At 37.2% G+C, this 22731-nt stretch carries 39 protein-coding genes; 3 read left to right on the forward strand and 36 right to left on the reverse strand.

Translation table 11 applies throughout. From position 1 onward, the window contains the following. Positions 1–6: 6 nt before the first annotated feature. From KIH88_RS09550 to KIH88_RS09725, 36 genes are all read right to left on the reverse strand, one after another. Positions 7–567, reverse strand: a complete 561-nt coding sequence (locus tag KIH88_RS09550) for a phage scaffolding protein (RefSeq protein ID WP_084852916.1) — start codon at positions 565–567, stop codon at positions 7–9. A 145-nt stretch (positions 568–712) separates the two neighbouring features. Beyond that, on the reverse strand, positions 713–1861 hold the full coding sequence (locus KIH88_RS09555; protein WP_414331667.1) for a phage minor capsid protein: 1149 nt from the start codon (positions 1859–1861) through the stop codon (positions 713–715). Positions 1862–1902: 41 nt separating this feature from the next. Continuing rightward, complete coding sequence (locus tag KIH88_RS09560) at positions 1903–3459, reverse strand: phage portal protein (protein ID WP_213988971.1); 1557 nt, start codon at positions 3457–3459, stop codon at positions 1903–1905. 11 nt (positions 3460–3470) lie between these two features. Continuing rightward, positions 3471–4784: a PBSX family phage terminase large subunit gene (locus tag KIH88_RS09565; RefSeq protein WP_125411340.1), complete on the reverse strand. Its 1314-nt coding sequence runs from the start codon at positions 4782–4784 to the stop codon at positions 3471–3473. Further along, positions 4771–5250: a terminase small subunit gene (locus KIH88_RS09570; RefSeq protein WP_050091514.1), complete on the reverse strand. Its 480-nt coding sequence runs from the start codon at positions 5248–5250 to the stop codon at positions 4771–4773. Before KIH88_RS09570 ends, KIH88_RS09565 begins: the two co-directional genes overlap by 14 nt. Positions 5251–5442: 192 nt before the next feature. After that, positions 5443–5826 (reverse strand): hypothetical protein, encoded by a 384-nt coding sequence (locus tag KIH88_RS09575; protein WP_213988970.1) that lies wholly within the window; start codon positions 5824–5826, stop codon positions 5443–5445. Continuing rightward, positions 5823–6500, reverse strand: a complete 678-nt coding sequence (locus KIH88_RS09580) for a DUF4417 domain-containing protein (protein WP_213988969.1) — start codon at positions 6498–6500, stop codon at positions 5823–5825. Before KIH88_RS09580 ends, KIH88_RS09575 begins: the two co-directional genes overlap by 4 nt. 66 nt (positions 6501–6566) lie before the next feature. Further along, a complete protein-coding gene (locus KIH88_RS09585; protein WP_213988968.1) occupies positions 6567–6947 on the reverse strand; it encodes a hypothetical protein in 381 nt (126 codons plus the stop codon). Between the two features lie 21 nt (positions 6948–6968). Beyond that, entirely contained in the window at positions 6969–7226 is a 258-nt protein-coding gene (locus KIH88_RS09590; RefSeq protein ID WP_213988967.1) for a hypothetical protein, read from the reverse strand. After that, positions 7223–7741 carry an adenine-specific DNA methylase gene (locus KIH88_RS09595; protein ID WP_213988966.1) on the reverse strand — a complete coding sequence of 173 codons (519 nt, stop codon included), beginning with the start codon at positions 7739–7741 and terminating at the stop codon, positions 7223–7225. The genes KIH88_RS09590 and KIH88_RS09595 overlap by 4 nt, the downstream gene beginning before the upstream one ends. Further along, on the reverse strand, positions 7741–7953 hold the full coding sequence (locus KIH88_RS09600) for a hypothetical protein (protein ID WP_213988965.1): 213 nt from the start codon (positions 7951–7953) through the stop codon (positions 7741–7743). Before KIH88_RS09600 ends, KIH88_RS09595 begins: the two co-directional genes overlap by 1 nt. Then, positions 7954–8358, reverse strand: a complete 405-nt coding sequence (locus KIH88_RS09605; RefSeq protein ID WP_054366568.1) for an endodeoxyribonuclease RusA — start codon at positions 8356–8358, stop codon at positions 7954–7956. 17 nt (positions 8359–8375) lie between these two features. Further along, complete coding sequence (locus tag KIH88_RS09610) at positions 8376–9050, reverse strand: DNA methyltransferase (RefSeq protein WP_213988964.1); 675 nt, start codon at positions 9048–9050, stop codon at positions 8376–8378. Next, positions 9050–9394, reverse strand: a complete 345-nt coding sequence (locus tag KIH88_RS09615; RefSeq protein WP_213988963.1) for a DUF1372 family protein — start codon at positions 9392–9394, stop codon at positions 9050–9052. Before KIH88_RS09615 ends, KIH88_RS09610 begins: the two co-directional genes overlap by 1 nt. A 1-nt stretch (position 9395) precedes the next feature. Next, positions 9396–9572 carry a hypothetical protein gene (locus tag KIH88_RS09620; protein ID WP_213988962.1) on the reverse strand — a complete coding sequence of 59 codons (177 nt, stop codon included), beginning with the start codon at positions 9570–9572 and terminating at the stop codon, positions 9396–9398. Then, positions 9573–9944, reverse strand: a complete 372-nt coding sequence (locus KIH88_RS09625; protein ID WP_213988961.1) for a hypothetical protein — start codon at positions 9942–9944, stop codon at positions 9573–9575. Between the two features lie 12 nt (positions 9945–9956). After that, complete coding sequence (locus KIH88_RS09630; RefSeq protein ID WP_213988960.1) at positions 9957–10694, reverse strand: hypothetical protein; 738 nt, start codon at positions 10692–10694, stop codon at positions 9957–9959. A gap of 1 nt (position 10695) precedes the next feature. Beyond that, entirely contained in the window at positions 10696–11130 is a 435-nt protein-coding gene (locus KIH88_RS09635; protein WP_050125373.1) for a hypothetical protein, read from the reverse strand. 14 nt (positions 11131–11144) lie between these two features. After that, the gene (locus KIH88_RS09640) at positions 11145–11894 is read right to left on the reverse strand and encodes a DNA-methyltransferase (protein WP_084868815.1); all 750 of its coding nucleotides are present in this window, start codon (positions 11892–11894) and stop codon (positions 11145–11147) included. 10 nt (positions 11895–11904) lie between these two features. Then, positions 11905–12324 (reverse strand): helix-turn-helix domain-containing protein, encoded by a 420-nt coding sequence (locus KIH88_RS09645; RefSeq protein ID WP_213988959.1) that lies wholly within the window; start codon positions 12322–12324, stop codon positions 11905–11907. After that, on the reverse strand, positions 12321–12533 hold the full coding sequence (locus tag KIH88_RS09650; RefSeq protein ID WP_213988958.1) for a hypothetical protein: 213 nt from the start codon (positions 12531–12533) through the stop codon (positions 12321–12323). Before KIH88_RS09650 ends, KIH88_RS09645 begins: the two co-directional genes overlap by 4 nt. Positions 12534–12550: 17 nt before the next feature. Next, positions 12551–13324: a DNA methyltransferase gene (locus KIH88_RS09655; RefSeq protein ID WP_213988957.1), complete on the reverse strand. Its 774-nt coding sequence runs from the start codon at positions 13322–13324 to the stop codon at positions 12551–12553. Positions 13325–13337: 13 nt separating this feature from the next. Beyond that, on the reverse strand, positions 13338–13616 hold the full coding sequence (locus KIH88_RS09660) for a hypothetical protein (protein WP_213988956.1): 279 nt from the start codon (positions 13614–13616) through the stop codon (positions 13338–13340). Between the two features lie 10 nt (positions 13617–13626). Continuing rightward, positions 13627–14163 (reverse strand): NUMOD4 domain-containing protein, encoded by a 537-nt coding sequence (locus KIH88_RS09665; protein ID WP_213988955.1) that lies wholly within the window; start codon positions 14161–14163, stop codon positions 13627–13629. A gap of 8 nt (positions 14164–14171) precedes the next feature. Beyond that, positions 14172–14747, reverse strand: coding sequence for a single-stranded DNA-binding protein (ssb, locus tag KIH88_RS09670; RefSeq protein ID WP_213988954.1), 576 nt, complete (start codon positions 14745–14747; stop codon positions 14172–14174). Further along, entirely contained in the window at positions 14737–14913 is a 177-nt protein-coding gene (locus tag KIH88_RS09675) for a hypothetical protein (protein WP_213988953.1), read from the reverse strand. The genes ssb and KIH88_RS09675 overlap by 11 nt, the downstream gene beginning before the upstream one ends. After that, positions 14910–15452, reverse strand: a complete 543-nt coding sequence (locus KIH88_RS09680) for a MazG-like family protein (RefSeq protein WP_213988952.1) — start codon at positions 15450–15452, stop codon at positions 14910–14912. The genes KIH88_RS09675 and KIH88_RS09680 overlap by 4 nt, the downstream gene beginning before the upstream one ends. A gap of 158 nt (positions 15453–15610) precedes the next feature. Continuing rightward, the gene (locus tag KIH88_RS09685; protein ID WP_213988951.1) at positions 15611–16600 is read right to left on the reverse strand and encodes a DUF1351 domain-containing protein; all 990 of its coding nucleotides are present in this window, start codon (positions 16598–16600) and stop codon (positions 15611–15613) included. Between the two features lie 12 nt (positions 16601–16612). Further along, on the reverse strand, positions 16613–16939 hold the full coding sequence (locus KIH88_RS09690; RefSeq protein WP_213988950.1) for a hypothetical protein: 327 nt from the start codon (positions 16937–16939) through the stop codon (positions 16613–16615). Positions 16940–16942: 3 nt separating this feature from the next. After that, positions 16943–17638: an ERF family protein gene (locus KIH88_RS09695; RefSeq protein WP_213988981.1), complete on the reverse strand. Its 696-nt coding sequence runs from the start codon at positions 17636–17638 to the stop codon at positions 16943–16945. 5 nt (positions 17639–17643) lie between these two features. Beyond that, a complete protein-coding gene (locus KIH88_RS09700; RefSeq protein ID WP_213988980.1) occupies positions 17644–18096 on the reverse strand; it encodes a hypothetical protein in 453 nt (150 codons plus the stop codon). Positions 18097–18113: 17 nt separating this feature from the next. Further along, positions 18114–18401 carry a hypothetical protein gene (locus KIH88_RS09705; RefSeq protein ID WP_213988979.1) on the reverse strand — a complete coding sequence of 96 codons (288 nt, stop codon included), beginning with the start codon at positions 18399–18401 and terminating at the stop codon, positions 18114–18116. Then, complete coding sequence (locus KIH88_RS09710) at positions 18379–18672, reverse strand: hypothetical protein (RefSeq protein WP_213988978.1); 294 nt, start codon at positions 18670–18672, stop codon at positions 18379–18381. Before KIH88_RS09710 ends, KIH88_RS09705 begins: the two co-directional genes overlap by 23 nt. A 233-nt stretch (positions 18673–18905) precedes the next feature. Beyond that, on the reverse strand, positions 18906–19169 hold the full coding sequence (locus tag KIH88_RS09715; protein WP_213988977.1) for a transcriptional regulator: 264 nt from the start codon (positions 19167–19169) through the stop codon (positions 18906–18908). Positions 19170–19323: 154 nt separating this feature from the next. Next, entirely contained in the window at positions 19324–19536 is a 213-nt protein-coding gene (locus tag KIH88_RS09720; protein WP_213988976.1) for a helix-turn-helix transcriptional regulator, read from the reverse strand. Positions 19537–19773: 237 nt separating this feature from the next. Continuing rightward, complete coding sequence (locus tag KIH88_RS09725) at positions 19774–20028, reverse strand: hypothetical protein (RefSeq protein WP_213988975.1); 255 nt, start codon at positions 20026–20028, stop codon at positions 19774–19776. 168 nt (positions 20029–20196) lie between these two features. On the opposite strand from KIH88_RS09725, the gene KIH88_RS09730 reads away from it, so the two are divergent. The 3 genes from KIH88_RS09730 (at position 20197) to KIH88_RS09740 (ending at position 22643) form a co-directional block, all read left to right on the forward strand. After that, positions 20197–20952 carry an XRE family transcriptional regulator gene (locus tag KIH88_RS09730; protein ID WP_213988974.1) on the forward strand — a complete coding sequence of 252 codons (756 nt, stop codon included), beginning with the start codon at positions 20197–20199 and terminating at the stop codon, positions 20950–20952. A gap of 75 nt (positions 20953–21027) precedes the next feature. After that, the gene (locus KIH88_RS09735) at positions 21028–21381 is read left to right on the forward strand and encodes a hypothetical protein (RefSeq protein WP_213988973.1); all 354 of its coding nucleotides are present in this window, start codon (positions 21028–21030) and stop codon (positions 21379–21381) included. 119 nt (positions 21382–21500) lie between these two features. Next, positions 21501–22643, forward strand: coding sequence for a tyrosine-type recombinase/integrase (locus KIH88_RS09740; RefSeq protein WP_213988972.1), 1143 nt, complete (start codon positions 21501–21503; stop codon positions 22641–22643). The last annotated feature ends 88 nt before the right edge of the window (positions 22644–22731 follow it).

The raw sequence follows: 22731 nt of genomic DNA on the forward strand, positions 1-22731 counted from the left end.
TCCTTTTTATTCTGTTAGCCCTAATGCCTGTGCAAAGGCATCTGGTGCTGGGTCTGTTGCTGTTGGATTTCCAAACGCAACGATATTTGGGTTAGGTTTGCCATCTTCTTCTGCTTTAAAGAGATATGGGTCACTTTCCTTTAGACCATTGAGGATGTCATCTAGTTTAGGTTTGCCACTGTCATCTAGTTCAATGGCATCAACATCAATAAACTTCATCAAGGTTGATGGATTGTGTGCTGTGGTATCTTTCAAAGCAAGGTTGATAGCATTCACCTTATTTGTTTTTGCCAGTTCATCCGCAGCCTCTTGTTTATACTTGTCATATTCAGCTTGTAATTCATCAATCGCCTCTTTCTGTTTAGCGCTGATACCTTCAAGCGATTTCAAGTGTTCAACTTGCTCCTCTGCTTTTTCTAACTGACCTTTCAAACTATCTCGCTCTTTGGTGATAGTTTCCAAGGCTGATTTGTCCTCGTTGAGCTCTTTTCCTCGCAAGGCAAAGACTGATTTAGCCTGTTCCTCTGTCAATCCAAGTTTGAGTAGTTCCTCTGTTGTAAATGCCATTTGTACCTCCTTAGTTCTTTTTAGGTGGACAACTCCCACCGAAAAGCAAAATATTATTTACTATTTCAGTTTACTTTGGATGGAATGGGATTTTTTACGGTTTTAGGCACAAAAAAAGAGGGTTGTTTAGTAACCCTCTTGATAATTAGATATATGCTCTTTCTCTACTGTAATCACGGCTTAAAAATTCGTGTTGTTCTACAAGAGCTCTTATTTTCCCTTGATAAGCTCTAACTTTTAGCCTCTCAGCTTGTATCAGATCATCATCACCTAATGTACTAGCATAGTGCAATCTTTCTTTGTGATGCTTGATATTGCGCTCCAAAGCTCTTTGTTTAGCCTCGATGCGTGCATTTTCTTCCGCTTGTTCCGGCGTTAGGTCTTTCATATAGTCTGGCAAGTCTGGTATTTCATTTACCCCTACGATAAAAGGCGTAAGATAATGACCGCAATGGACACCTAGACATCCCCCAGCAGTACCAAAACCATAATCTAGCAAACTATGAATAGTAAGGCCGTTTATTGTTCTACCTTGACCTTTAGTGACTATCTTACCTTGCAATGGAGCGCATGCAGCTCTAGCAGACGACTTGATAGAGTAGTAAAAAGTATCTATCCCTAATTCCTCTGCAGGTCTTGTACGCATATCATTGTAAACCCTGTAAGTTGTCGTTTTAATAATTGCTCTGGCATAGCTATCTGCTCGCCACTCTCTCCCTGCGCTGTCAGTAAATCCAGTAAAGCCCTTTTTTTGCCAGCTCATGATAGTATCATTTAACGCCCTATCACTTGTTTTAGTCCCTGATACGACTTGTGCTACTGTCTGCTCTACAACCGACTTAAAAACAGTCTGTATGCTTGCTGGTAATGTTGAATTGATAAGATTAAGGTCACTTATAGCTTGTTGAGTATAGGACTCAAGAGCATCGATTACACCATTTCTAACTTTGCCACTAGATTCCCTTTTCAAATCTTCCTCTAGTTGCTCCTTTGTGTCCTTATAGACCTTTAATCCCTCGTTAGCAATGACTTCTCTCAAAAGACTTTCAGCAATTCCTGTACGTTCAACAATAATCTTTAAGTTCTCCTCATTCAGCATGTACATATCGTTGAGTTTTTCTAGTTGCCATATATACGGATTTTTCGCAAGGTCAGCATTGCCACGCTCTTTAAGTCGTTTTATCATGCTATCAAACAACTCAATTTGCATTTTAGAGTAAATATCACTCACGCCCTGCATGTGCAAAGAAAATCGCTGATCATTTAGAGTTGGCATTTTACGTTTATCACTCATTTTCAACTCCTTATGTGTCGTTTATTGTAATTTATAGCAGTTTATAGCTCTCCCTCTTCTGCTTTCTTATCTGTTTTTCCGTACAAAGCAAGCTCTGCATCGCTCTCTGGTGGCAACTCTCCATTGATTTCAGCAAGTTCTTTCTCTGCTTCTTCATTTGTGATGTTCAGTACTTTAGCAATACCTCTTTTCTGTGTCGCAAATCCAGCTGCTACCATCTTCATCCAGTAATCAAGCTCTGCATGCCTATCAGTAAATACACCATCATCCAAATTAACTGAAATATCATCAAGCTCCGGAATTTCTCCGCTGTAAATCCCTACCGCTTTGCCCAACTCACACATAGAAACACAAAGCTCTTTGATAGCTTGCTCAACAAGCGCAACAATGCTATTTCGCATTTGATAGGTGTCTGAGTTCTCGCTTACAATCTCCGTTGCTGTCTTGACCCCTTGCCCATCAAATGTAAACATGCCACTTGATACACCTATTTGCATTTCAAATAGTTTCAAGCCCTCTGAAATGGCTGAAATATAATCTGATGAGCGGATAGGAGTTGTGAGATCAATAATGCTACCACTATCCATATTGCCTGCTCCTACTTGCATGTAAACATTTTGGTCAATATCAAAACGTCGCTTAAATTTGATTTCACCGTGGATATCTTGTACTTTGAGTTGCGTCATTTGCTCAGGCACAATCACGCGCCTTTGCCCCATCTTAATCTCCCACATAAATTCATCATACGTGCGATTGATAAAATCAATAGTGGTCTTGGCGTTATCAAAAATAGATAAACCAAGAGGGCTGTTGATATCCTTATTGTTCATCCCTGGTGTCTTGAGATAAACAAACAATGGGCGTGACAATCCTTGTATTGTTGTTACTGGTTGCAAATCAGGATATAGCTCACTCAAATTTACACGATCACCAAGCGTACTATCTGATGTTGATTTGTAAAGCTCGTTAGTAATGCGGTATAGGTTCTTATCCTTTGTACTCCCTACCTCTTGGCCATCTTGAGTTACCCACTCATGAAACTCAACTAACGTATAATATACATTCTTTTTGCTCTCTGACTTAATTGTCTTAGTTAGGATTGCAGCGCTTGATACATCCTGTACATTGCTTTGTAATGGCAAAAATACTGGTGCTTGAATAAATGCCACTCTAACCTTATCTCCATCAATGTAAGGTCTCATAGCAAGCCCACCCAAAGCCAGACAACTCTCTAAATACCGCTCAAAGTTTTTGTTAAAGCGGTCATTACCTAGCATATCATTAAGAAAGTCATTTAACGTATCATCATCTGCTGTGATCTCTGCTTGTTCATTATAGACAAGGCTAGCAATCTTTTTGGCTGCAGTTCGTGCAATCGGCAAGTGTTGCATCTTTCTACGCTTTCTGTCGCCATCGGTGTTGATGTACTCCACATCATCAAATTTAGATTGATAGTAAGCCAGATTGAGCTGTATCCTGTTAAATTCGGATTGTGTTACAGCTACCTTTGGGTGCTCCAAGATACTGTTTAGGTTCGATGTTTCCATGTTATACCTCCCACGGTTGAAAAAGTCTTTTACTTTTTGAATTAAGTTCATTGTTGCCCTCCTTATGAATTACCAACACGCAAACCAAGTATCTTAGAATTGTCTAATACAAAATACTGGGCAACATCGCATGTATGGTCATCATCTTTGATGACATTTGGGCTATCAGACTGCAATGTCTTTTCATCCCATCTGTACATCTTATGTTCTTCAATAAATACCTTGTTATTCTCTGTATCAAGGTAATAAAAGCGACCTTGTGCTAATAGTGATTGGAATGTATCAATCATTGTCACTTTCTTCAATTTAGCCACCGGATGCCATCTAATGCTGAAATCAAGATACATCTGGTTTCTCAATGCTCCCTCTGCGCTATCAATCGTATATTGCAAGATAGGTACTCTGTATTTACTGACAACCGATTGTATAAAACCGTTGATGTCCTGTGATAGTTGGCTAGGTGCTTTCTTTATCACTTGGCCAGCTGGTGAGTAATACCAGGTATCAAGTAAGATAACCTTACCTTTAGCAGTTATCCCAAAAGCACAACATGCAGTAGCTGACTGCTGATGCCCACCGTCCAATGCAAAAGATATACCTATCAGCCTATCATCACTAGGCAAAGCATCTAACGGGTGAAATGTACTCATGTTATAGATATTATTCCCTAAACCAACTGACTCACCTAGATAGACATACCTGTAATAATCATAGTCATTCTTTTTGATACGCTCGATATCAGCCAACATCTGATCATTTACAAATCCTAACTCATCATCAAGATAAGTACTAGAATGGCATAAGTAATTATCTTGCGTATTCATTTCCTCATACCACTCATTTATCCAACTGTACGGATTGATAGGAGGGTTATATGACCAAAAGATTTTAACAAATTGAGCGCGTGGATGTTTCTGCCTCATAAATGTAATGTTGGTCTGGTCAAATTCTTCTGCGCTTGAAAATTCAGCAGCCTCTTCATACCAAACAGCTATAATATTTCCGATGTTATTTGATTTCAACTTTTGGTAGTCATCGAGGCCGTAAAAATAAAATGTTGAGCCTGTCTTTTTATGACTTATCTTAAATGGGCTGACTGTCATCTTAAAGCGACTGGTTAGGCCAAATAACGATAGTCCCCATTGGATTTGATTGTACACACTGTCACGGATTGTATTAGCTACTTTACGGATAATGACAATATTTGCAGTTTCACCCCTTATGATGTACCAAGTCATCATGACAATCAACTTCAAGGTAATAACTGATGATTTGAATGAGTTTCGCCCACCTTTCAAAATGTTGTAAGGTTTCTTAGATTTCCAAACACTCTTGAAATGAGGATTGACATTTTTTTGAATATCAATTATCTTCATCGTCACCCTCCCAACTATCAATAATTGTGATGGTATCATCTTCCATTTGTGTATCTATCAACTGTGATTTTAATTTCTCAATCTCAAGCTCTAGTTTTTCAGATTGTTTAGCTGTTGGATATCGTTTCAAGATTTCAGTAATGGCTTTAATAACTGTTGCATTATCTGCTTTTTTGATATGCCTCTCTACTTTTCCTGTTGTTGGGTTAAGTATCAAAACCTCCTCATCTCGTTTACCTCTAGCGATTTCAGAAAGGATATAGAGCGCCTCTGTCGCATCCATGATGTTTGACTTATGCAGCTCTTGCATCTGTTTGTTTATGTACTCTTTTATCCCAACATTTCCCAACAGTTCAGTAATACGATTATTGGCATAACTCTCACTATAACCAGCCTTAATTGCTGATTGATAGCCGTTTCCTGTCTTTATGTACTCATCTGCAAAGCGCCTCTGTCTTTCATTCATTCGCTCCCTCCTTTCCAACAAAAAATCACAAGTATTGCTACTCATGATTTCATTTTATATGCTAAAAGAGGGGATGTTTTACTGTTATTTTTGATTTAAGGCACAAAAAAAGCCCCAATTAAGGGGCTAGATACAGCGCAATGACACGGATTCGCACCGTGGCTACCTCTATCAAGGTGTACTCCTTCTATACTATCCCTTGCGCTTTCTATTATAATTATACCACTCTTTCATCACTCTAGCAACCATCTTCTTCTCTTTAGTGGTCAGATTTGTAGCACCTTTCTTACTTACTTCATATTCGGCATGGAAATAACCGTGGTGAGTATGGGGCTGCATCTTTTTATGTTCATGGTCTAAATCTATCTGCTTACTACGTTTATTATTCGTATCATTGTATGTGATGCCTTTCAAGGTATTTTTGTGCTTATCAACTAATACATATACTCTACCTTTGGTCATGGTTTCCATAGGTGCTACTTGTCCACCACTACCATTTTGAGTGACAAATTTTATATTACCTGCTGTATGCAAGGTACTATATTCTGTCCCATACTTTTTTCCTTTGTTACTCATTCCAGAGCTTGCTCCTCTACCGCCCATTTGTCCATCCTTTCTGTTGTATCATTTCCAAAATAAATTACCTCGATACCTTTATAATCATAATCAACCTCACCACCATATACCAAAATACGCTTTGGCGCTATCTTTTCAATCATGGCATCTACTCCATCTCTCCACAATTCAAAGCGCTCTTTGCGTTGTTTTATGCCTACTGTACTGATGGCAACTGTGCTATGTTTCGGCAAACCATCAAAGCAAAAATCATGGCTTTCTTGGCTTGACCAAGATACAGTAGGTATGACTGTATAACCCCAATTCTGCATCATTTGGCCTATCAGTCTTGAGCGATAAGTATTCCAAACCTGCATAGCTATTGGCATGTCTGTATATAAGCTAAAATCTGGTGTAAGTACACAATCAAAATCAGCTAGTTTTTCTAGGTAAAAGTCTGGGCGTTTCCAAATTCTTTCAAACTGATAATCATCTAAGAAAAAATGTACAGTAGCTGAGTAGTCAGGTTTATTCAAAACATAGTTAAATCCCTGTAGCTTTTTAGGCACATGATCAACTGGTTCAAGAGTTGGCAAATTATATTTCCCATCTGTGCGCGTCGCATCATAATCCAGCAAATTATACTGATTAATAGTATTCTGTCTGTGATATGGTTTTGTTGGCAGATTATCCATATTATTCTCCTAATAAAAAACCTATGTACCTTGATTATAGATACATAGGATAGGGTGTTTTTACGGTTATTTAGATAGGGGGATGTACTTGTAAGTTGAAACAAAATACTCATCAAACCATTTATTGATATATGTGTACGCTGGGCTAGGACTTAGATATAAAATTTTTTGACACGCGCCGATCACATTGATATTTTCAAATACATAGACCTCTTTTATCGTTTTTAACATCTTTCTATCTGATTTATCGATATATTCATCTGTTACAGTTTTCAGATTTACCAAAAATACAGACTGTTCAATGTTATTCTTTAAAAATGCCTCATGTATCTTTTGCTCCAAGATTGTTTTTTGAGGATTTTTTTTATCCCTCAAAAAATACCACTTTAGCCAATTGATTTCCCTGCGATGGATAACTGACAAGCGCTCTATTTTTTTCTTCGTCATCAGTCATGTATCACCCCCTCATTATTTATTGTACAAAGTCACGTTACTTGAGTGAGTGTAATACTCATCACCATTTTCAAAAGTAACACGAATACTATCCTGTTTCTCGTACTTCGCCCACCGTTTGACTTTGCCCTCTACAATTTGCCCATCTACCATTTTCACTTTTGCGTAATTAAAAGTGAAAGTTGTTCCAAGGACATCCTTGTTTCCACATGCTGCTAACCATACAAAAGATAAGCCAAGCAATGCGATTGCTAATAGTTTTTTTCGTTTCATTCTATGACCTCTCTAATTTTTTCTTCAATTGTGACGATTGTGTCGTAGTGATGTCCTCCGTGCGGAACCAATAGAACACGAATTACTTCAAATCCGTTCTTTTTACCTATTCCACCACTATTCCATCCAAATGAAATAACTTTACCGCCAATTTTCACAATCCTTGCTATCTCTTTCTTTTGTTTAGACCAGAATGTCGATTGAGTTGTTTCTTTATTTACGGGTAGTCCTACGCCCTTATATACTTCTGAAATTTGTCTTGTTGAGTACGGAGGATCATAAAGAATTCCATCGACAGAACAGTCAGGAAACATCTTTAGAAATTCTAAAGCATCAAGATGATAATCTGTATCAAATTCGGTATTTAAGTCATTTGTTATCGTAGCAATTTTAGCATTATTTGCAAAAGGGTCAATCCACAAGCCATCTACGACTTCTTCACTTAAAAGTTTTGCGATTGGCTTTATTGAAAATGTATTCTTAGACGGATATCCCCAAATTCGTTCAATCTTCATCACTTCACCTCCTCATCTTCGTAAAAATCAACTTTTGCAAAGTGTTTAGGGTTAATAGTAATTATTCTTTCTTCTGGTTCAATTTGAATTAGTTGGAGACAATCTATATTGCCTCGTCCGAGCCATTCTAGCATTTTGAGAATTTGTTTGTATTCGTCCCTCACCTTGATAGTTTCATCCATGTATGGATTTTGTAATCTGATTTTTGTCATTTATTCCACTCCCTCTATATCAAACTCTAATCTATAATGCCCTTTCTCCTCACTCAAGCCACCATAAACAAAAGATAACTTTTTGATAACCTTATGATTATCATCTGTCCAAATACCTGCATCAGTCATACCATCAATGATAGCCTTGACTGTTGGGTACAAGTTAGGTGGATCTAATTTAGATTTAGTAGGGCTGTAAATTGTAACTGTAACCTCACAAGGGTTAGAGGGGCTAAAAGCAGCCCTCCCTTTATCCTTGTTCATCGATGTATGCCAATAAGCAAAAGCTCTAATGCGCTTAGTAACTTTAGCTTTATCTGTTTGATGTTGCCTGTCGTTACTATTGATAACCATGTTTAGAGATTTTAGCTTAGTATTTCGAGGCAAAGAAAACTCAAATTTCATCCAAAACTCCTAATTCCTTAGAACAATTTTATTTGTGATTTATAGCTGTTTAGCCTGGCCATTGCTAACTCATATATGTGTTTATCTTTTTCAAAACCAATATACTCAAAGCCTAACTCATGAAAAGCAATTAAACTACTTGCTGAGCCAACATGAGTATCGAGTATTTTATCGCCTTCTTTTGCGTAAGTTTGCAATAACCAAAGGTAAAGGTTGACTGGTTTTTGTGTCGGATGAATTCTAACCTCGTTCAACGCTTTATTTCCTTGTTGAATATGACCTTCAGAGATTGATTTACCTTGCATCATACCATTCCACATATAGCGAAATAAGCGCGTGCTATCATGCAAACTGCAGTACGCTAGCTCGCAATCTGAAAAACTTGACTGACCATTAACTTTGTCCCAAACGATACGTCCAGAGCCAAAAGAATAGTCGAAATAATTCACTCCCCAAATGATTTGATTTTTTGAAACTCTAAATAACTCATCAAAATAATCTCTATTTGGAATTTGCCACTCTGAGGTTTCGCCATAAAGCCTATTGACGCCAATCGGACTGACTTTCCGACCATAGTATTTTCTTTTTTCTGGCCCGGAAAAATATGGTGGATCTACAATAGCTAAATCAAAATAGTTATCTGGAAAATTCTTCATTCCCTGCAAACAATCTTGATTTAAAAAATCACTCATTACTTAATACCTCTCTGTTTTAAGAATTTTGGTACATCATCACCAATATCAAGAGAATCATACTGTTCTTTCGTAACAAGAAACTTGCCATAAGCTCCGATAGTAACCGTATAATGACCATCAACAATGGCTTTATCTGTTACTGTTCCGATAAGCTCACCACCAGCATTGTCAACTTGATAAATAATGACTGGTTTTCTGCTTTTCAATTCTTCTACTTGCTGTTCCAGCTTGGTCACCTGTGGTTTATAGTGATTTTTAGAGATTATCAAACCTAGATTTAGCATTGATAAAGACAAGGCTGCAAGTGCAAAAAATAGACCAACTCGATTTTTATTTTTCATGTCATGTCTCCAAAATCTTTATCACTGTGTAAATCAAAGCAATAGCATAAGCATCAAAGATAAACCAAACCACCTTGTCCGCTTTTCCTTTTTTGTAGGTTTTGTGCCCAGTAACGAAAATCAGAATAGCAAGGAGTAAGCAAGCACTGATAACCATCAATTTCAGAAACAAGATCATCTAATTACCGCCTAACTCTTCAACCACTTTACTTACAGCTGCTAAAATCTGTTCTTTTACTTTGGTGTCCTTGATATCATCAATCCCCTCAACTTTCCCAGTTTCTACATTGATAGCGATTGAACCAACAAAAGAGCTATCTTCCTCATCAGATTCACCAAGAATTTCTTTAGCACTCTTGCCATCTAAGATATCTAGTAAATCATGACTAATATTGTGCATAATATTAGCTGTTTTAAATTTGCTCACATTCTTTGTCAAAAGAAAGTGTAACATTGCCTCTTTGCTCTCATCGTGTAGTGTCTCCGCGAACTCTTTCAAGTTCTCTACGATAGTTTCAGCTGATACCGTGTTTTTAGTTTCTTTAGTCATTGTTTTTTCCTCCTATGCTAATACTGTAATATGTTTCTGGTCTGCTAGTTGCTCTTTTAGATAGGCTGCAATGTTTCCTACTGCATCAGCTACCCAGCGCTTGCCATCTGCCTCAAATAAAGCCATATTTGCTTGCTTATCAATCCTAAAGACAAATAGGCTTGCTGGTTGTTCGACCTCGCCAAATGTACGATATGGGCGCAATGTAACTGGGTTAGGTGTTTTCCCTTTAGCAAGGCTTGCCACTCCTGTTTTAACTGTTGCTACTTGATATACTCCGGTATCTTCAATTTCAGCCCCATTCTCAATTTTCAATGCGCTAGCAAATTCTAGCAATGTACCACGATCATTATCATCAATAAAGTTTGATTGCAACATGATATTGAACTGTTCTGATGATAGGAAACAGCCAAAAGATAGCTCTGGAATGCGTGCCTTAACATTAACAAGTAATGTACGACGTTCTAACTCATCGTTTTCAGACCACACGCAAACCTCATCATTTTTCTCAACTGCTACAATCAAGCGTTGGTTTTTCAAATTGTTGAGGTCAGTTTTGAGATAGTCAACAAGGCTTGTCAAGGTTGATAGCTCTAAAGTTTTAGGATAGCGTTTAGGGTCAAGTTCTTTGAGGTTGAATTTGTTGGCATCATAATACTCTGTGCCATCTGCAGCTGTTAAAATTTCTAATCCATGCTCATTTAGTTCTACTGCGTATTCCAATGCTGATTTAAGATTTTCTGTTGTCATATTAGTTACCTACTTTCTTTTTGTTGAAATCAATAATGTCTTGTTTTGTTTCTGCTTGTTGTTCAATTTCTGCTACTGGTTGCCCAATATCAGTAAGGATTTCCCCATTTTCGTCAAAGTACATTTGACCAGGTACTGTACTTTTCAGCTCGTTAGCATGTACTTGTCCTGTATCAAAATCACGCCCAACAAGAATTGTTGTAGCTACTCCATTTTGAGGCGCAAATTTTGATTTTACTTCCATGATAGTATCAACCACTGTACGCTCTTCGTTAGCTGACATCGTAAGCGTGATAGTCACTTTTCGTTTTGCTTTCGCATCTGTATTTAGGTCAAGGATGTTATCAAAGACTTTTTCAAGCTCTTTGTCTAGTTTCTCCTGTAATCCTCCATCTGCAATGTGGGTTAGGTCTAACCCAATAAGTTTTTTATCCATATTGTCCTCCTGCTTTAAATTAAGCTAATTTGAAATGACGATAGCATTTTCTCTTGTGCAGCCTTATAGAAATCTTTCTTAATTTCAAATCCATAGGCTGACCTATTCATCTCAATAGCAGCCCTTAGAGTTGATCCAGAACCTGCTACGGGATCAATGACAACATCGCCCTCATCTGTAAAAATTTCAATCAATCGTTTCAAAACTGGTATCGGTTTTTGCGTAGGGTGGATAACTGGGTAAGAGCTATCTTTTTCCCACGGGGCATGATTGAGTATCATAGCCCCACCATTGTTAAATTTAGGGAGTTTATCACGATATAATACCGTTGCCTCTTCAACCGCACCAACAATTTTCATGTTGGCTTTTAGCACTTGTGGGCTTGATTTCTTTGTAAAATAGAGCGGATAAGCATTATTAAAACCATGCTTTTTGCCACATTCTATAATCATGTCTCGCTGTTGCCAGGCATGAAAGACAATCATGGCAGGTGCTTTGCCCTTTTCCTTGGGTTCTTTCTTCAACAACCGACTACAAAAATCAAAGAAATTATTGATTTTAAAATCATTGTCTGTATCAAAAAATGATTTCCCTGCTAATCTGCTCTCTCCGTTTTTGTTATCGCCATCTTTGTACCATCTAGGGTCAGAGGCGTATGCATTATTTCCTAAATTGTAAGGAATATCAGCAATGATAAGTTGCGCCCTCGGTATGTTGTATCGCTTAGCATTTTCAAAGTGGTCATTGATAAGTTCAAATTTCATCACAACCTCCCTACTTCAAAAGTTTTTGTAACTGATTTAAGCGATCTTGACTATCTAACAACTCCAGATAGGTCTTATGGCTGATCAATACATATCCTGCTAGGTCATGACCCAGTAAAGTATCATCAACAAATAGCTCCATCTGCTCAGTTGAGGTGTCAAAGTGAGACTCTGCATCTGTATCCTTTTTCTTCTTGGTAAAGGTATTAGCAATAACCTCAATTTCTGACTCGTTGCTTAAAAATGATGATACTTGAGTATTTAGAGCATCGGCAAATGCCTCGATTTCCTCGATCGTTGGAGTTGTAACATTTCTCTCAATATCACTTACTCGATTTTGACTAATGCCAACCATCGGAGCAAGATCATACTGAGTAAGCTCTGCCTCTTTACGGATAGAACGCATTTTTGCTCCGTCAAAAACTTTCATTTAAACACCTCCCCGCCGTTTTTATACCATTGATTTTTAATTACATGCTGCGCAATTTTTGCTTGCGTTTCTGGCTTTTGATAATATTCAAGCTCTTTTTTTGTGTCTTTAATGACATGATGCGCATAAAATGTAACGCCAACCACCCACGAGGCAGAAAGTGCTAACGATAGGACGGCAACAAGCAAGTATGTAAGTTCTGTATTCATTTAATTCTCCTGTAATGTTATTTTTGCTTTTCAAATAAATCTATTATGGTTTTAAATATCTCGAAAAGTAATTTTTGAGGAATGTTAGATCTTTCATTGTAAGAACGACTAAATCTTTCCATAGTAATTGTTGGTTTTATGACGTCTTTTTTTAAATCAAGATAAACATTGCTTGCAAAATTTGTTCGTTTTTGTAGTGGATAATCGTAATTATTGTATCTTGTTAAATTTTTGTAAGGTATTTTAAATCCAATGATATCTTCAATATATGGCCAAATACGATCACCTGCCGGGTTTTCAATCACCCAAAATTGTGGTTTATAACGTTTAATAATTGAAATTGTATTGTTGATTGTTAATTCTCCATTTATACGTTTTAAAAATTGCCTCTCGTAATCGTAATTGATATGCGATGATTCGTAATCTGAATAACTTCTAATAGTAAATGGAGATGGTTGAACTTGTGGAATAAAGAGGCTATCTGTGATGTTTTCTTTCTTCCAACAAGCGTTGCCATTTGCCATCGCACTAGCATTTGACCAACTCTCACAAGGTGGACTTGCTATGATCAAATCTGGATGCGGTAGCTTGTCAAGCGTATCAAATAGCTTATTATCACCAAATAGCCGTGAGTAATCAGCAAGGTTTAGAGGGATAAAATGATTGTTCTTGTTTTCAATATCTATCCCAATCGGATATACTTCAATATTCGCCCCCCCAGAACTATTAAGCGTGTTGATTGCTTTAGTATATGAGCCGTTACCACTATCAAACAACGCCCATACTATCATTTTCTGCACTATATCACCCTCTCATCTTATTTCTGATGGTGAAAGAGTGTTTAGGTGGTGCATCCTCAAAGGCATCTTGAAACTCTTGATTAATTTTGCGGATATTGAAAGGCTCGACGGCATGGAAATAATAACCATGTTCATCAGTTTCCCCCTCGATACCAGTTGCCCACGACAAGAAAACAGCTTGTTTACACGATGGGCAAGTAAGAGCCTTGCGATGCGCTCCTACCTTAACCACTTTACAGTGTCCACAAAATGGGCATTGTAAGTCTGCTTTAACTCTATTCATCTAGTATCTCCTATAATTTAGTGTATATTTCATATTGGGATATGGTCTGACCGTGTGACAATATACTGCTCAAATAACCGTGATTATGTCCTAAGAATTCACTAGCTTTCGCCATGCTTCTAAACATGTGTATTTCTTTAGTCTTTTTATCAACTAAAATGATGCTCATTCCTGTTTTGATTAGGTTGTTATCGAAAGCATGATTATTGTTTTCTTTGTAAGTCGCCCACTCAAGATTGCTAACATGATTATTTTCTGGGTTGCCATCGATATGATTTACTGTCGGTTTGTTATCTGGATTTGGTATAAATGCCTCTGCAACCAATCTATGTACTAGGTAATCTTTCGATTTCTTATTTTTCCATAGAGATACCCTAGGTTCTCTGGCTTTGGTTGATTTAGGTTTCAAAATTCTCTGTTTCCAATGCCTGATGCCGTGTCTTTGGCTATGTGTAATTTTATCTTTGTGAGTTCTAACTCTACCATGATTTGAAACTTCATAAATCCCCTCATAACCATTGATCTCTTTCCAAATTTCTTCGCTCATAAATCACCTCAAAACGGCAGATCTGAATCATCAATATCCAATGGATTTGTCGGTCTGCCAAATGGATTGTTATCACGGGTGAAATCAGGAACTGGATTTGTTGTGTTCCCCTCAAAGAAACTACCTTGTTGTCCGTAACTATTTCCATTTTGGAAATTGTTCCCTGTGTTATTTCCGTTTTGGAAAGAACTGCCCTGGTTGCTGTAACCCTGTTGCTGATAAGCACCATGATTATCTTGATGACCTTGAGTATTTTGCTGACTGTTACGACTTTCTAGCAATTGGAAATTACTAGCAACAACCTCTGTGACATAAACACGTTGACCTTGCTGGTTATCATAGCTACGTGTTTGAATTACTCCTGTAATCCCAATAAGAGAGCCTTTTTTAGCCCAATTAGCAAGATTTTCAGCTGACTGTCTCCAGATAACACAATTGATAAAATCAGCCTCACGCTCTCCAGCCTCGTTCTTAAATGGACGATTTACAGCAAGAGTAAACGTAGCAACCGCAATATTAGATTGCGTATATTTTAGATCGGCATCTCTTGTAAGCCGCCCTACTAAAACAACGTTATTTATCATCTTGCACCTCCTCTACTTCTGATACCTTTATTTCATTTGAACCGAACTTTAATAAGTTGGTGTATCGTTTCACAAACTCAATGGCGGCCATAAATGAATTTTCTGCATTGATTTCTGATCCCAAATCAAGATCTCCAATTTTACCGCTGACATAAAAACATCTCATAGGTCAGACTCCTTAACAAACACACCATCCACCATCTTTCCTTGACGGTCTTTGATTTCATTCCATGCCAATTCAAGGCACTCTGTCAAAGTCAAATCAAATTTCTTAGCAACAAACACCAGATAAATAGCAATGTTACGGCTACTTAACTGAATTTGAGTGCGTGAATTAATGCGATTTGTATTAGTTGAAACATCAGCCAAACCACGCGCCATCAACCCAATTTCATTAGCAATGTGCAAGTACAGTAACTCTACTGACCACTGATCTACATAATGAAAGTTATGCTGTCCGTTCTCATCTGGATTGAGAGACAAATGAATTTTAGAAAAGTTCATCTGTTGAGCTAGGATAGTCAAGACAACCATCATATCTCCAACGCTATCAGCTATCTTTTCCTTATCCTTTCGTACTGTCGCACTATTGAGCTCCCCCCACTCTTCATTGAGTTTGAGCATTTGAGATAATGGGCTTGCTTTGTCAAGCTCTTTAGCCGTTGACCAACCTTTTACATTTTCAATCAGTTCATTAAAATTCATTGTACATACCTCCTGTTGCAATATTCACGTTCTAAGCTATCTAGCCCCACTTCTAAATACTCGATAGAGTAAATAGCAAGGCTTTTCTTTTCAATTTGAGTGAGAGGCCTGTTAGCCTCCTCAAACTCTAAAATAAGTTGATACTTTCTAAATTCCACCTACCCCTCCAAAGTTTCAAAACTGATAAAGTTATCCTCAAGCCATTCTTTCAACTGGTCAAGCTGAGATTTCCCACCGTGCAAAGTCAAACGCAAGTCAACTGTTAAAGGCTCGCTAGGTTCAAATTTTGGCACTTCTCGCACGTTGTTTTGTGGTTCTGGTGTAATTGTACCCTGTTCTAAAATCTCGCCTGTTTCAGCATCGTAAGCCCTGATATTCGCATTTGCATTTTCTTTGGCCAATTGTTCAATCTCTGCAAGTCGTTCAGCTTCTGCTTTTGCTTGGATTTCTTTCTGCTCTTTACGTGCAATCTCAGCATCACGATCAGTTTTCATCATCTTGAGGATATCAACAAGACTCTTACCATCTTCAAGATGTCTGATATAGCTATCAGCTGGCAAATCGTACTCTTGAGCTTGCTCTTGAATGGCTTGCTTGTTGGCCTTGTATTCTTCCAGGGCATCAAATTCTGAAAGCACTAAGGCATCCATTTCATCCAGTGTTGTCTTTTTCAGCTCATACTTGCCTGTTTTAAAATATTTCTTGAGGCTGTACTCATCGTATTTGTCAGCAAATGTGGATTTTTCAATCCCTGCGACCATACACTTATCCTCAAAGGTAGCTCGGACAGCATCCACGCGCATCAATCGTTCATGTTCATCAATTGTATTAAGTCCTGCTGTGATGTTTGCAATGACATTATCCAATGGCTCAACTGTTTTCTTGTACCACTTCTCAAATTCCTTGTATGGATTATTGATATTGTTTTTGATTTCCTTACGCCGAGTTTCCAACGCCTCTTTTAATTTATTTAGGCGTGTACGCTCATCATAATCAATCTTGTAAGTGGAGGCTGTCACCTCATAATCTGTGTACTGTGCAACGATTGCTGCAAGTTGTTTCTCCACGCTATCATAATCAACATTGATTACTGCAGGTTGAAAATCTACCTTAATTTCTGTCAAGCTATTAGTTACATCTTTTACCATGTCTTTGTTCTCCTAGTCTGTGAAAATTTTGATTTTGCTACCTGATGATGAATGTCCAAAACATAAATTGCCATTATCACAAATTAAGGCAAGTTCTGTTTTTGATAAATTAGGGGTATTCTTATAAATCTCATACAGTGAATTCCCGTAACTACCACCAACTCGACCATATACAACATCAACGGTTTCTTGATCTTGTTCATTCAATTTGTCGTAATTCCATTTGTCCTTGATGATATATTTCTCTTTCAACTCTTTTAGAGCTGAAAGATTAGATTTCTGTTTTTGGCTTTCGTTTTCTGTGAAAGCCCATGGTGAATAAATTTTATTTTCAGTCATGTCTTATACTCCTTGTTTTTCGTATGCTTTTTGAATTTGTTTAGTGAGATATTCCATCACTATGTTATAGCCATCAACTGGGACTTTGTGGAAATCGTCTATTTGGTACTTGCTCAATACAAAATTTGCAACTGTATCAAATGGCGCTCCCTTAATCGTCGCAAACTCTTCAACGTTCTTGATGATTTCTTGATACTGAATGTTATCAATGTACCTTACTTGATTTTGTTCTTGGGCTTGCTGATTGTTTGGTTTCTGCTGCTGATTATTCTGTCCTTGTTCTTGGCTTTCTTCTACTGGATACTCATCAACATCCTCCCCTCCAATGGCAAATAAACCTTGTAAAGCATATTTTCTAGCATAAGAACCAACCGCACCTGTCCATTGTGGATCTTGCATCTGTTTCACATCCCCTTTTTGTGTGTGAAAAATTGGTACATCTTCTTCTCTAGCCCACCCAACAGCTTTTTCAATCGTGCCATCACTTTCTCTTTTAGCAATAGCTACCGCTTTATAATACAGTTTGTCGCCTTTTTGAATGATGTCATCTTCTGGAAATGATACACTCCAACCGCTATCCAAAGACTTAAATTTATTATTGATGTCCTCTGCGGTTCTAAACGGATATTTCACTCCCTGTTTCGTTTGTTTTTCGATTTGCATTTTTCGCTGTAATTCTGCAAATGTTAAATCTGCCATATTATCTATCCTCCAAGTCTGCTAAAAGGCACATCCCATGAATAGTTAGTAAAGTTTTCGTTTACAATATTCTTGATGATTTCACCTTTTGAAATTTCAATTTCCTGTGTAAATTCCATACCCATTTCAAAAGTGAAAATTTTAATATCAACATCAAACTTACTAGAAATTTCTGTGTAATTGTCAGCTGATGCTGCCCATGCTTGTTTGAAATCTTCAAGCTCGATAATCACAAAATCATCATCCAACCAAATTTCAATATCTTTACTAGAAATAAACGCACGCCTTGTACCGTTTATATAAAAAGAATCATACTCATTTTTAAATCTTAGTAGAGTACCATCGTATTCTTCTTCAAGAGTTGTACCTTGACTTTCTAATAGCATCTCTTTTAAAGCTGATGTAACGTTTTCGCGTCTGCCTCTTAGTTTAAGAGTACCCTCTGCCCAATTTGCCATTTCCCTCCTCTTTTCTATCATTTAGGCGCTGGTAAGGCTAGCAATTCAGGACGCAATCCCTCTGGTCGTTGAGTGTCATAAGTAAATGATCTGTCACACTTTTTGAGATTTTCTCTCGCAATGTTATTGAATTGACTCAATCCCTTAAGATAGACATTCTTAATTAACTCATCATGCTCTTTCTGTTTGCGTTCTCTTGTTTGCTCACGTTCTTCTTGAGCAGCAACTAGAACCATGAACACAAATATCATTGCCAAAACAATTGCTACTCCTAAAAGTTGACTAGTTAGACTTGGTTCGTTCATTTTTTTGTCCTTTCATTTTTTCTCTTTTTACAATTTCTTTTTTCCAAGCTTGAGTCCCACGATACTGTAAGTATTCGTCAAAACCTTTGATTGTGACAAGCTGACCATCATTTCTGAGGTGCTTTTGCTGACTAGGCAATTTTTTCATTTCTCGCCTCATGTCTCCCGCTTGCCGTTTTGAACATCCAAAGATGTGTTCTAGTTCTTCATCGTTTGCAGAAATCTTCTCGATGATCACATCTTTAATTCTCACGATTTGAACTGTTTCCATTTTTCCCCTTTCATGCTATAATTAAGTTAGATTTTTTAGAAAGTGTCTGAATTTCTCAGATACTTTTTTGTGTACCCTCTTTTATTTATTAAGAGTAGTAGTACTTGTTGTTAGTTAGTATTTATTGTTATTTAATACTTGTTGTTATTTAATATTTATTAGTGCCTTATTTTACAGATTTGTAAAATACAGATTTGTAAAATACAGATTTGTAAAAGTCGGAAATGTAAATATCAAACTGTGGATAACTTTTTTATTTCTTCATCAAGTCGTTGTAACATAATTTCAAATTGAAAATCAGTTATTTTTGTATCTGAGAAGAATCTGAAAGTCTGAACTCCTCTCCCTCGACCGAGGCTTTTTTTGACGGTTCGTAAATATCCAGCTTTTTCAATCTTTTTGAAATGCCTATCTACCATATCACGACCCACTCCCAGACGTTTAGCTATTTCCTCTGGATAGACAAGCCAATTCTCTTTATTGCTGAGAACGACCATCAATATCCCAATTGTTGCTGGCTCAAGTTTTGGATTTCTCAGAAAATCATTGCTGACTGCTGTGTAATCCTCAGTCGCGTTTCTGAAAGATAAACTGACAATCCAAATCTTTAAAGTTTGTCATACGCTCTCCTTTCTCTAATCGCACTCTCATCTACAAGTCCACTTTTCGTGGTCTTGGATCTGAAAAAATTTCGCCAATATCTTTTTCAAGAACATCAGCGATAATAAACATTTCATCTGACTTAAAAGCACGTTGCCCTTTTTCTTTTTGACGATATGCGGTTTCGGATATACCTAATTTTTGGGCTAGTTCTTTTTGTGTAATACCTTTTTCTTTTCGTAGCTGATAAAGATAAATTTGCACGTTCTCACCTCCTTTTATTTTTTATTCTTTTCTCGCAATTCTGCTATAATAAAGCTAGAAAGGAGAAAAGCTATGATTACCTGTCACATCGTGATTGATGGTCGTGTTGAACCTATACCAATGACGTTGCCCGCTATTCCTACTACCGGTTCTGTCGTCGCTAGGTTAGCAGACCATAAATCTGAGCATTACTTGGTGAAATGTGTTGAGTATATCAACGGACATGAGAGTGTCAATTTACATGTTCAACCATTTCCTAACCAAATCAGTGCTGTCAACGCTGTTGATGGTTTCAGGAATAACAGATAACTCTACTATCTTGACCCAATAGCTATCTAGCACTTTCTTATCAACATAGACCGCTTGTTCACATAAACCGATGCGTCCATCAATGACTATCGCCCTACGGACAAGTAGGTCTTTTTCGCTTTCTAGTTCGATTCGTCCAGCAATATTGCCAGAGATTTCAAGGTACTTGCCTATTTCGTTCATGTTTCCCCTCCTTTCCCTTTTGTTTTATTTGCTTATTTCCAAGCTCAATTTAATTATAGCACACGATTCGTGGGCTGTCAATATTTTTTTTGCGAAAAAATTAAAAAAGTTTTCTTTTCGTGGGTTTTATGTTATAATTCTCTTATAAAATAGAAAGGAGATTCGGTTATGGATAAAGAACAGATTGCAAGTATTATTGGCGAAAAAATAAGACAATATAGACTTAAAAATGGTTGGACTCAACAAGAGCTTGGTTCTAAAATTGGAATAAGTAAGAATGCTATTGGCAATTATGAAAAAGGCATCAGGTCTCCTAAAAAAGATACAATGTTTGACTTAGCTAGTGCCTTTAAGATTTCGATTGATGATCTTTTCCCACAAATAAAAAAAGACTCATCTACTGCTAACCCTCTCACAAAAACTCCAGATTTGCTCACACAGCAGATTAACGACACAGTAGTACAATTAACCACTCACAATAAAAAAATCGTGCTACGGACATCTGAGGAGCTTTTAGATAGTCAGGAGCGAGAGGTCAACGAAGAACTTTTCGAATATCACGTTTTCGAAAAGCTATCCGCAGGGACAGGATACGGTTACGCAGAAGATCGCAACTATGATACTGTCTATTTTGATAAGAACATCGCCCATGATCTCGCCAGCTGGGTCTATGGCGACTCCATGGAGCCAGACTTCGCAGACGGATCCGTCGCCCTCATCAAGGATACAGGCTGGGACTATGACGGTGCCATTTATGCCGTAGATTGGGACGGCCAGAGCTATATCAAAAAAGTCTACAAAGAAAAAGATGGGCTCCGTCTCGTCTCTCTAAATGACAAATATGATGACAAGTTTGCCCGCTGGGAAGAAGAACCTCGTATCATCGGCAAAGTCGTCGGAAACTTCATGCCACAGGAAAAGTAAAAAATCAACAAATACTTAATAAAAATCCATAGAGGAATATTTAGCTTTGCTGAATTGAAAAAGGAGTAGGATAAAATGAACATATTGGCTATTATCATAATTATTATTTTTGTTGGAGGTGTAATAGGTGCAGTAGTGATTGATAACCAAAAAAAATCTCCAGAACAGAGAGAACGTGAACTTGAAGAATTTAGAGCAAATCAAGAGAAGAAAAAGCAAGAGAAAAAGCAGAATATCATCACTTGCCCTAATTGCAAGTCTAAAGATGTCACTTTCTTACAACAAGACAAAAAAGCCTTTTCTGTTGGAAAGGCCGTTGGTGGAGCTGTTTTGACTGGTGGAGTTGGTGCTTTAGCTGGATTTGCTGGCAAAAAAGGAAATAAACAGTGGCATTGCAAAAATTGCGGAAATTTCTTTGAAACGAAATAAAAAAAGTCCCCACGCTCAAATTTTGGCCGAAGAGAGCATAAGGAAACTATGTATAGGAAACAACCATTAAAAAGGTCATTTTCTTATACTCATTTTATCAAGAAATGGGGGAAAAATCAATGTGGATGGAAGAATTGCCAAACGGCAAATATAAATTTTTCGAGAGATACAAAGATCCATATACCGAGAAATTAAAAAAAGTCTCAGTTACGATGGAGAAGAAAACACCTCAAGCAAGAAATCAAGCTATTTTACTCTTGCAAGAAAAGATAAATAAGAAACTAGAAGATAAAAATAAAAACATATCTGATATAACATTCAAAGAACTTTATGATGAGTTTGAGGATAATTGGAAAAATGGGGTCAGAGAATCAACAATCTATGCAGCAAACCATGTAAAAAATGAAATATTTAATCAGATAGAGGGCGATTATCTAGTTAGAAACATTGATCGTAGATTATTGCAGAAAGTCATAGATCAACTGATTAAAGACGGGCGCTCCAGGAATTATACCTCAAAAATAAAATTTAAACTCAATCAGATTATGAAGTACGCTCTTAGAATGAATTATATCAATAGCAACGAAATGCTTTTTGTCGAGCTACCCCGTAAAATTACAACCTCCGATGACTTGAAAAAGAAAAGGACAAAATATCTGGATCAAAAAGAGTTCAACCTCTTTATTAAAACTTTACAAAAAGAGGCTTTGCGTGATTATCGTTTAAACAAGTATATCCGTATAGCCAAAGTCCTTTTTCTAACTGGTATGAGATATGGAGAGCTTGCTGCCTTGAGTTACAAACACGATATAGACTTTTCGAAAAAGACAATCCACATAAGGCATACATACGATTTTAGACTCAAAAAGAGAACTGCACCAAAGACGGCAAAATCAGATAGAATTATAACTGCTCCTCAAAAAGTGTTAGATATTATCAAAGAGCAAATTCTAGAGAATACAAAAAACGGATTTGATACTGATTCTATTTTTATCAACACTCTAGGAGAGCCAATAACAAGTGCCAGGGTTATTATACCTTTAAAAAATCATGGTAAAAAGCTAGGTATTGACAAAAATATCACTACTCACATGTTCAGACATTCTCATATCTCTTTACTTGCTGAATTAGGAATCCCGTTAACTGCTATCATGGATCGTGTAGGTCATTCTGATTCAAAGACAACACTTGAAATTTATTCACACGTTACCCAAAAAATGGTATCAGATATATCTAGCAAGTTAGAAAAGATAAAACTATAAATTTTGCCCCTTTACTGCCCCTTTTTTCTCGATAAAATAAATAAAAACCCTTTAAACCGTTGATGTTAAAGGGTTTGTTTTATGTACG

The sequence above is a fragment of the Streptococcus oralis genome, assembly GCF_018448765.2.
In the GTDB taxonomy this organism is placed as follows: Bacteria; Bacillota; Bacilli; order Lactobacillales; family Streptococcaceae; genus Streptococcus; species Streptococcus oralis_BM.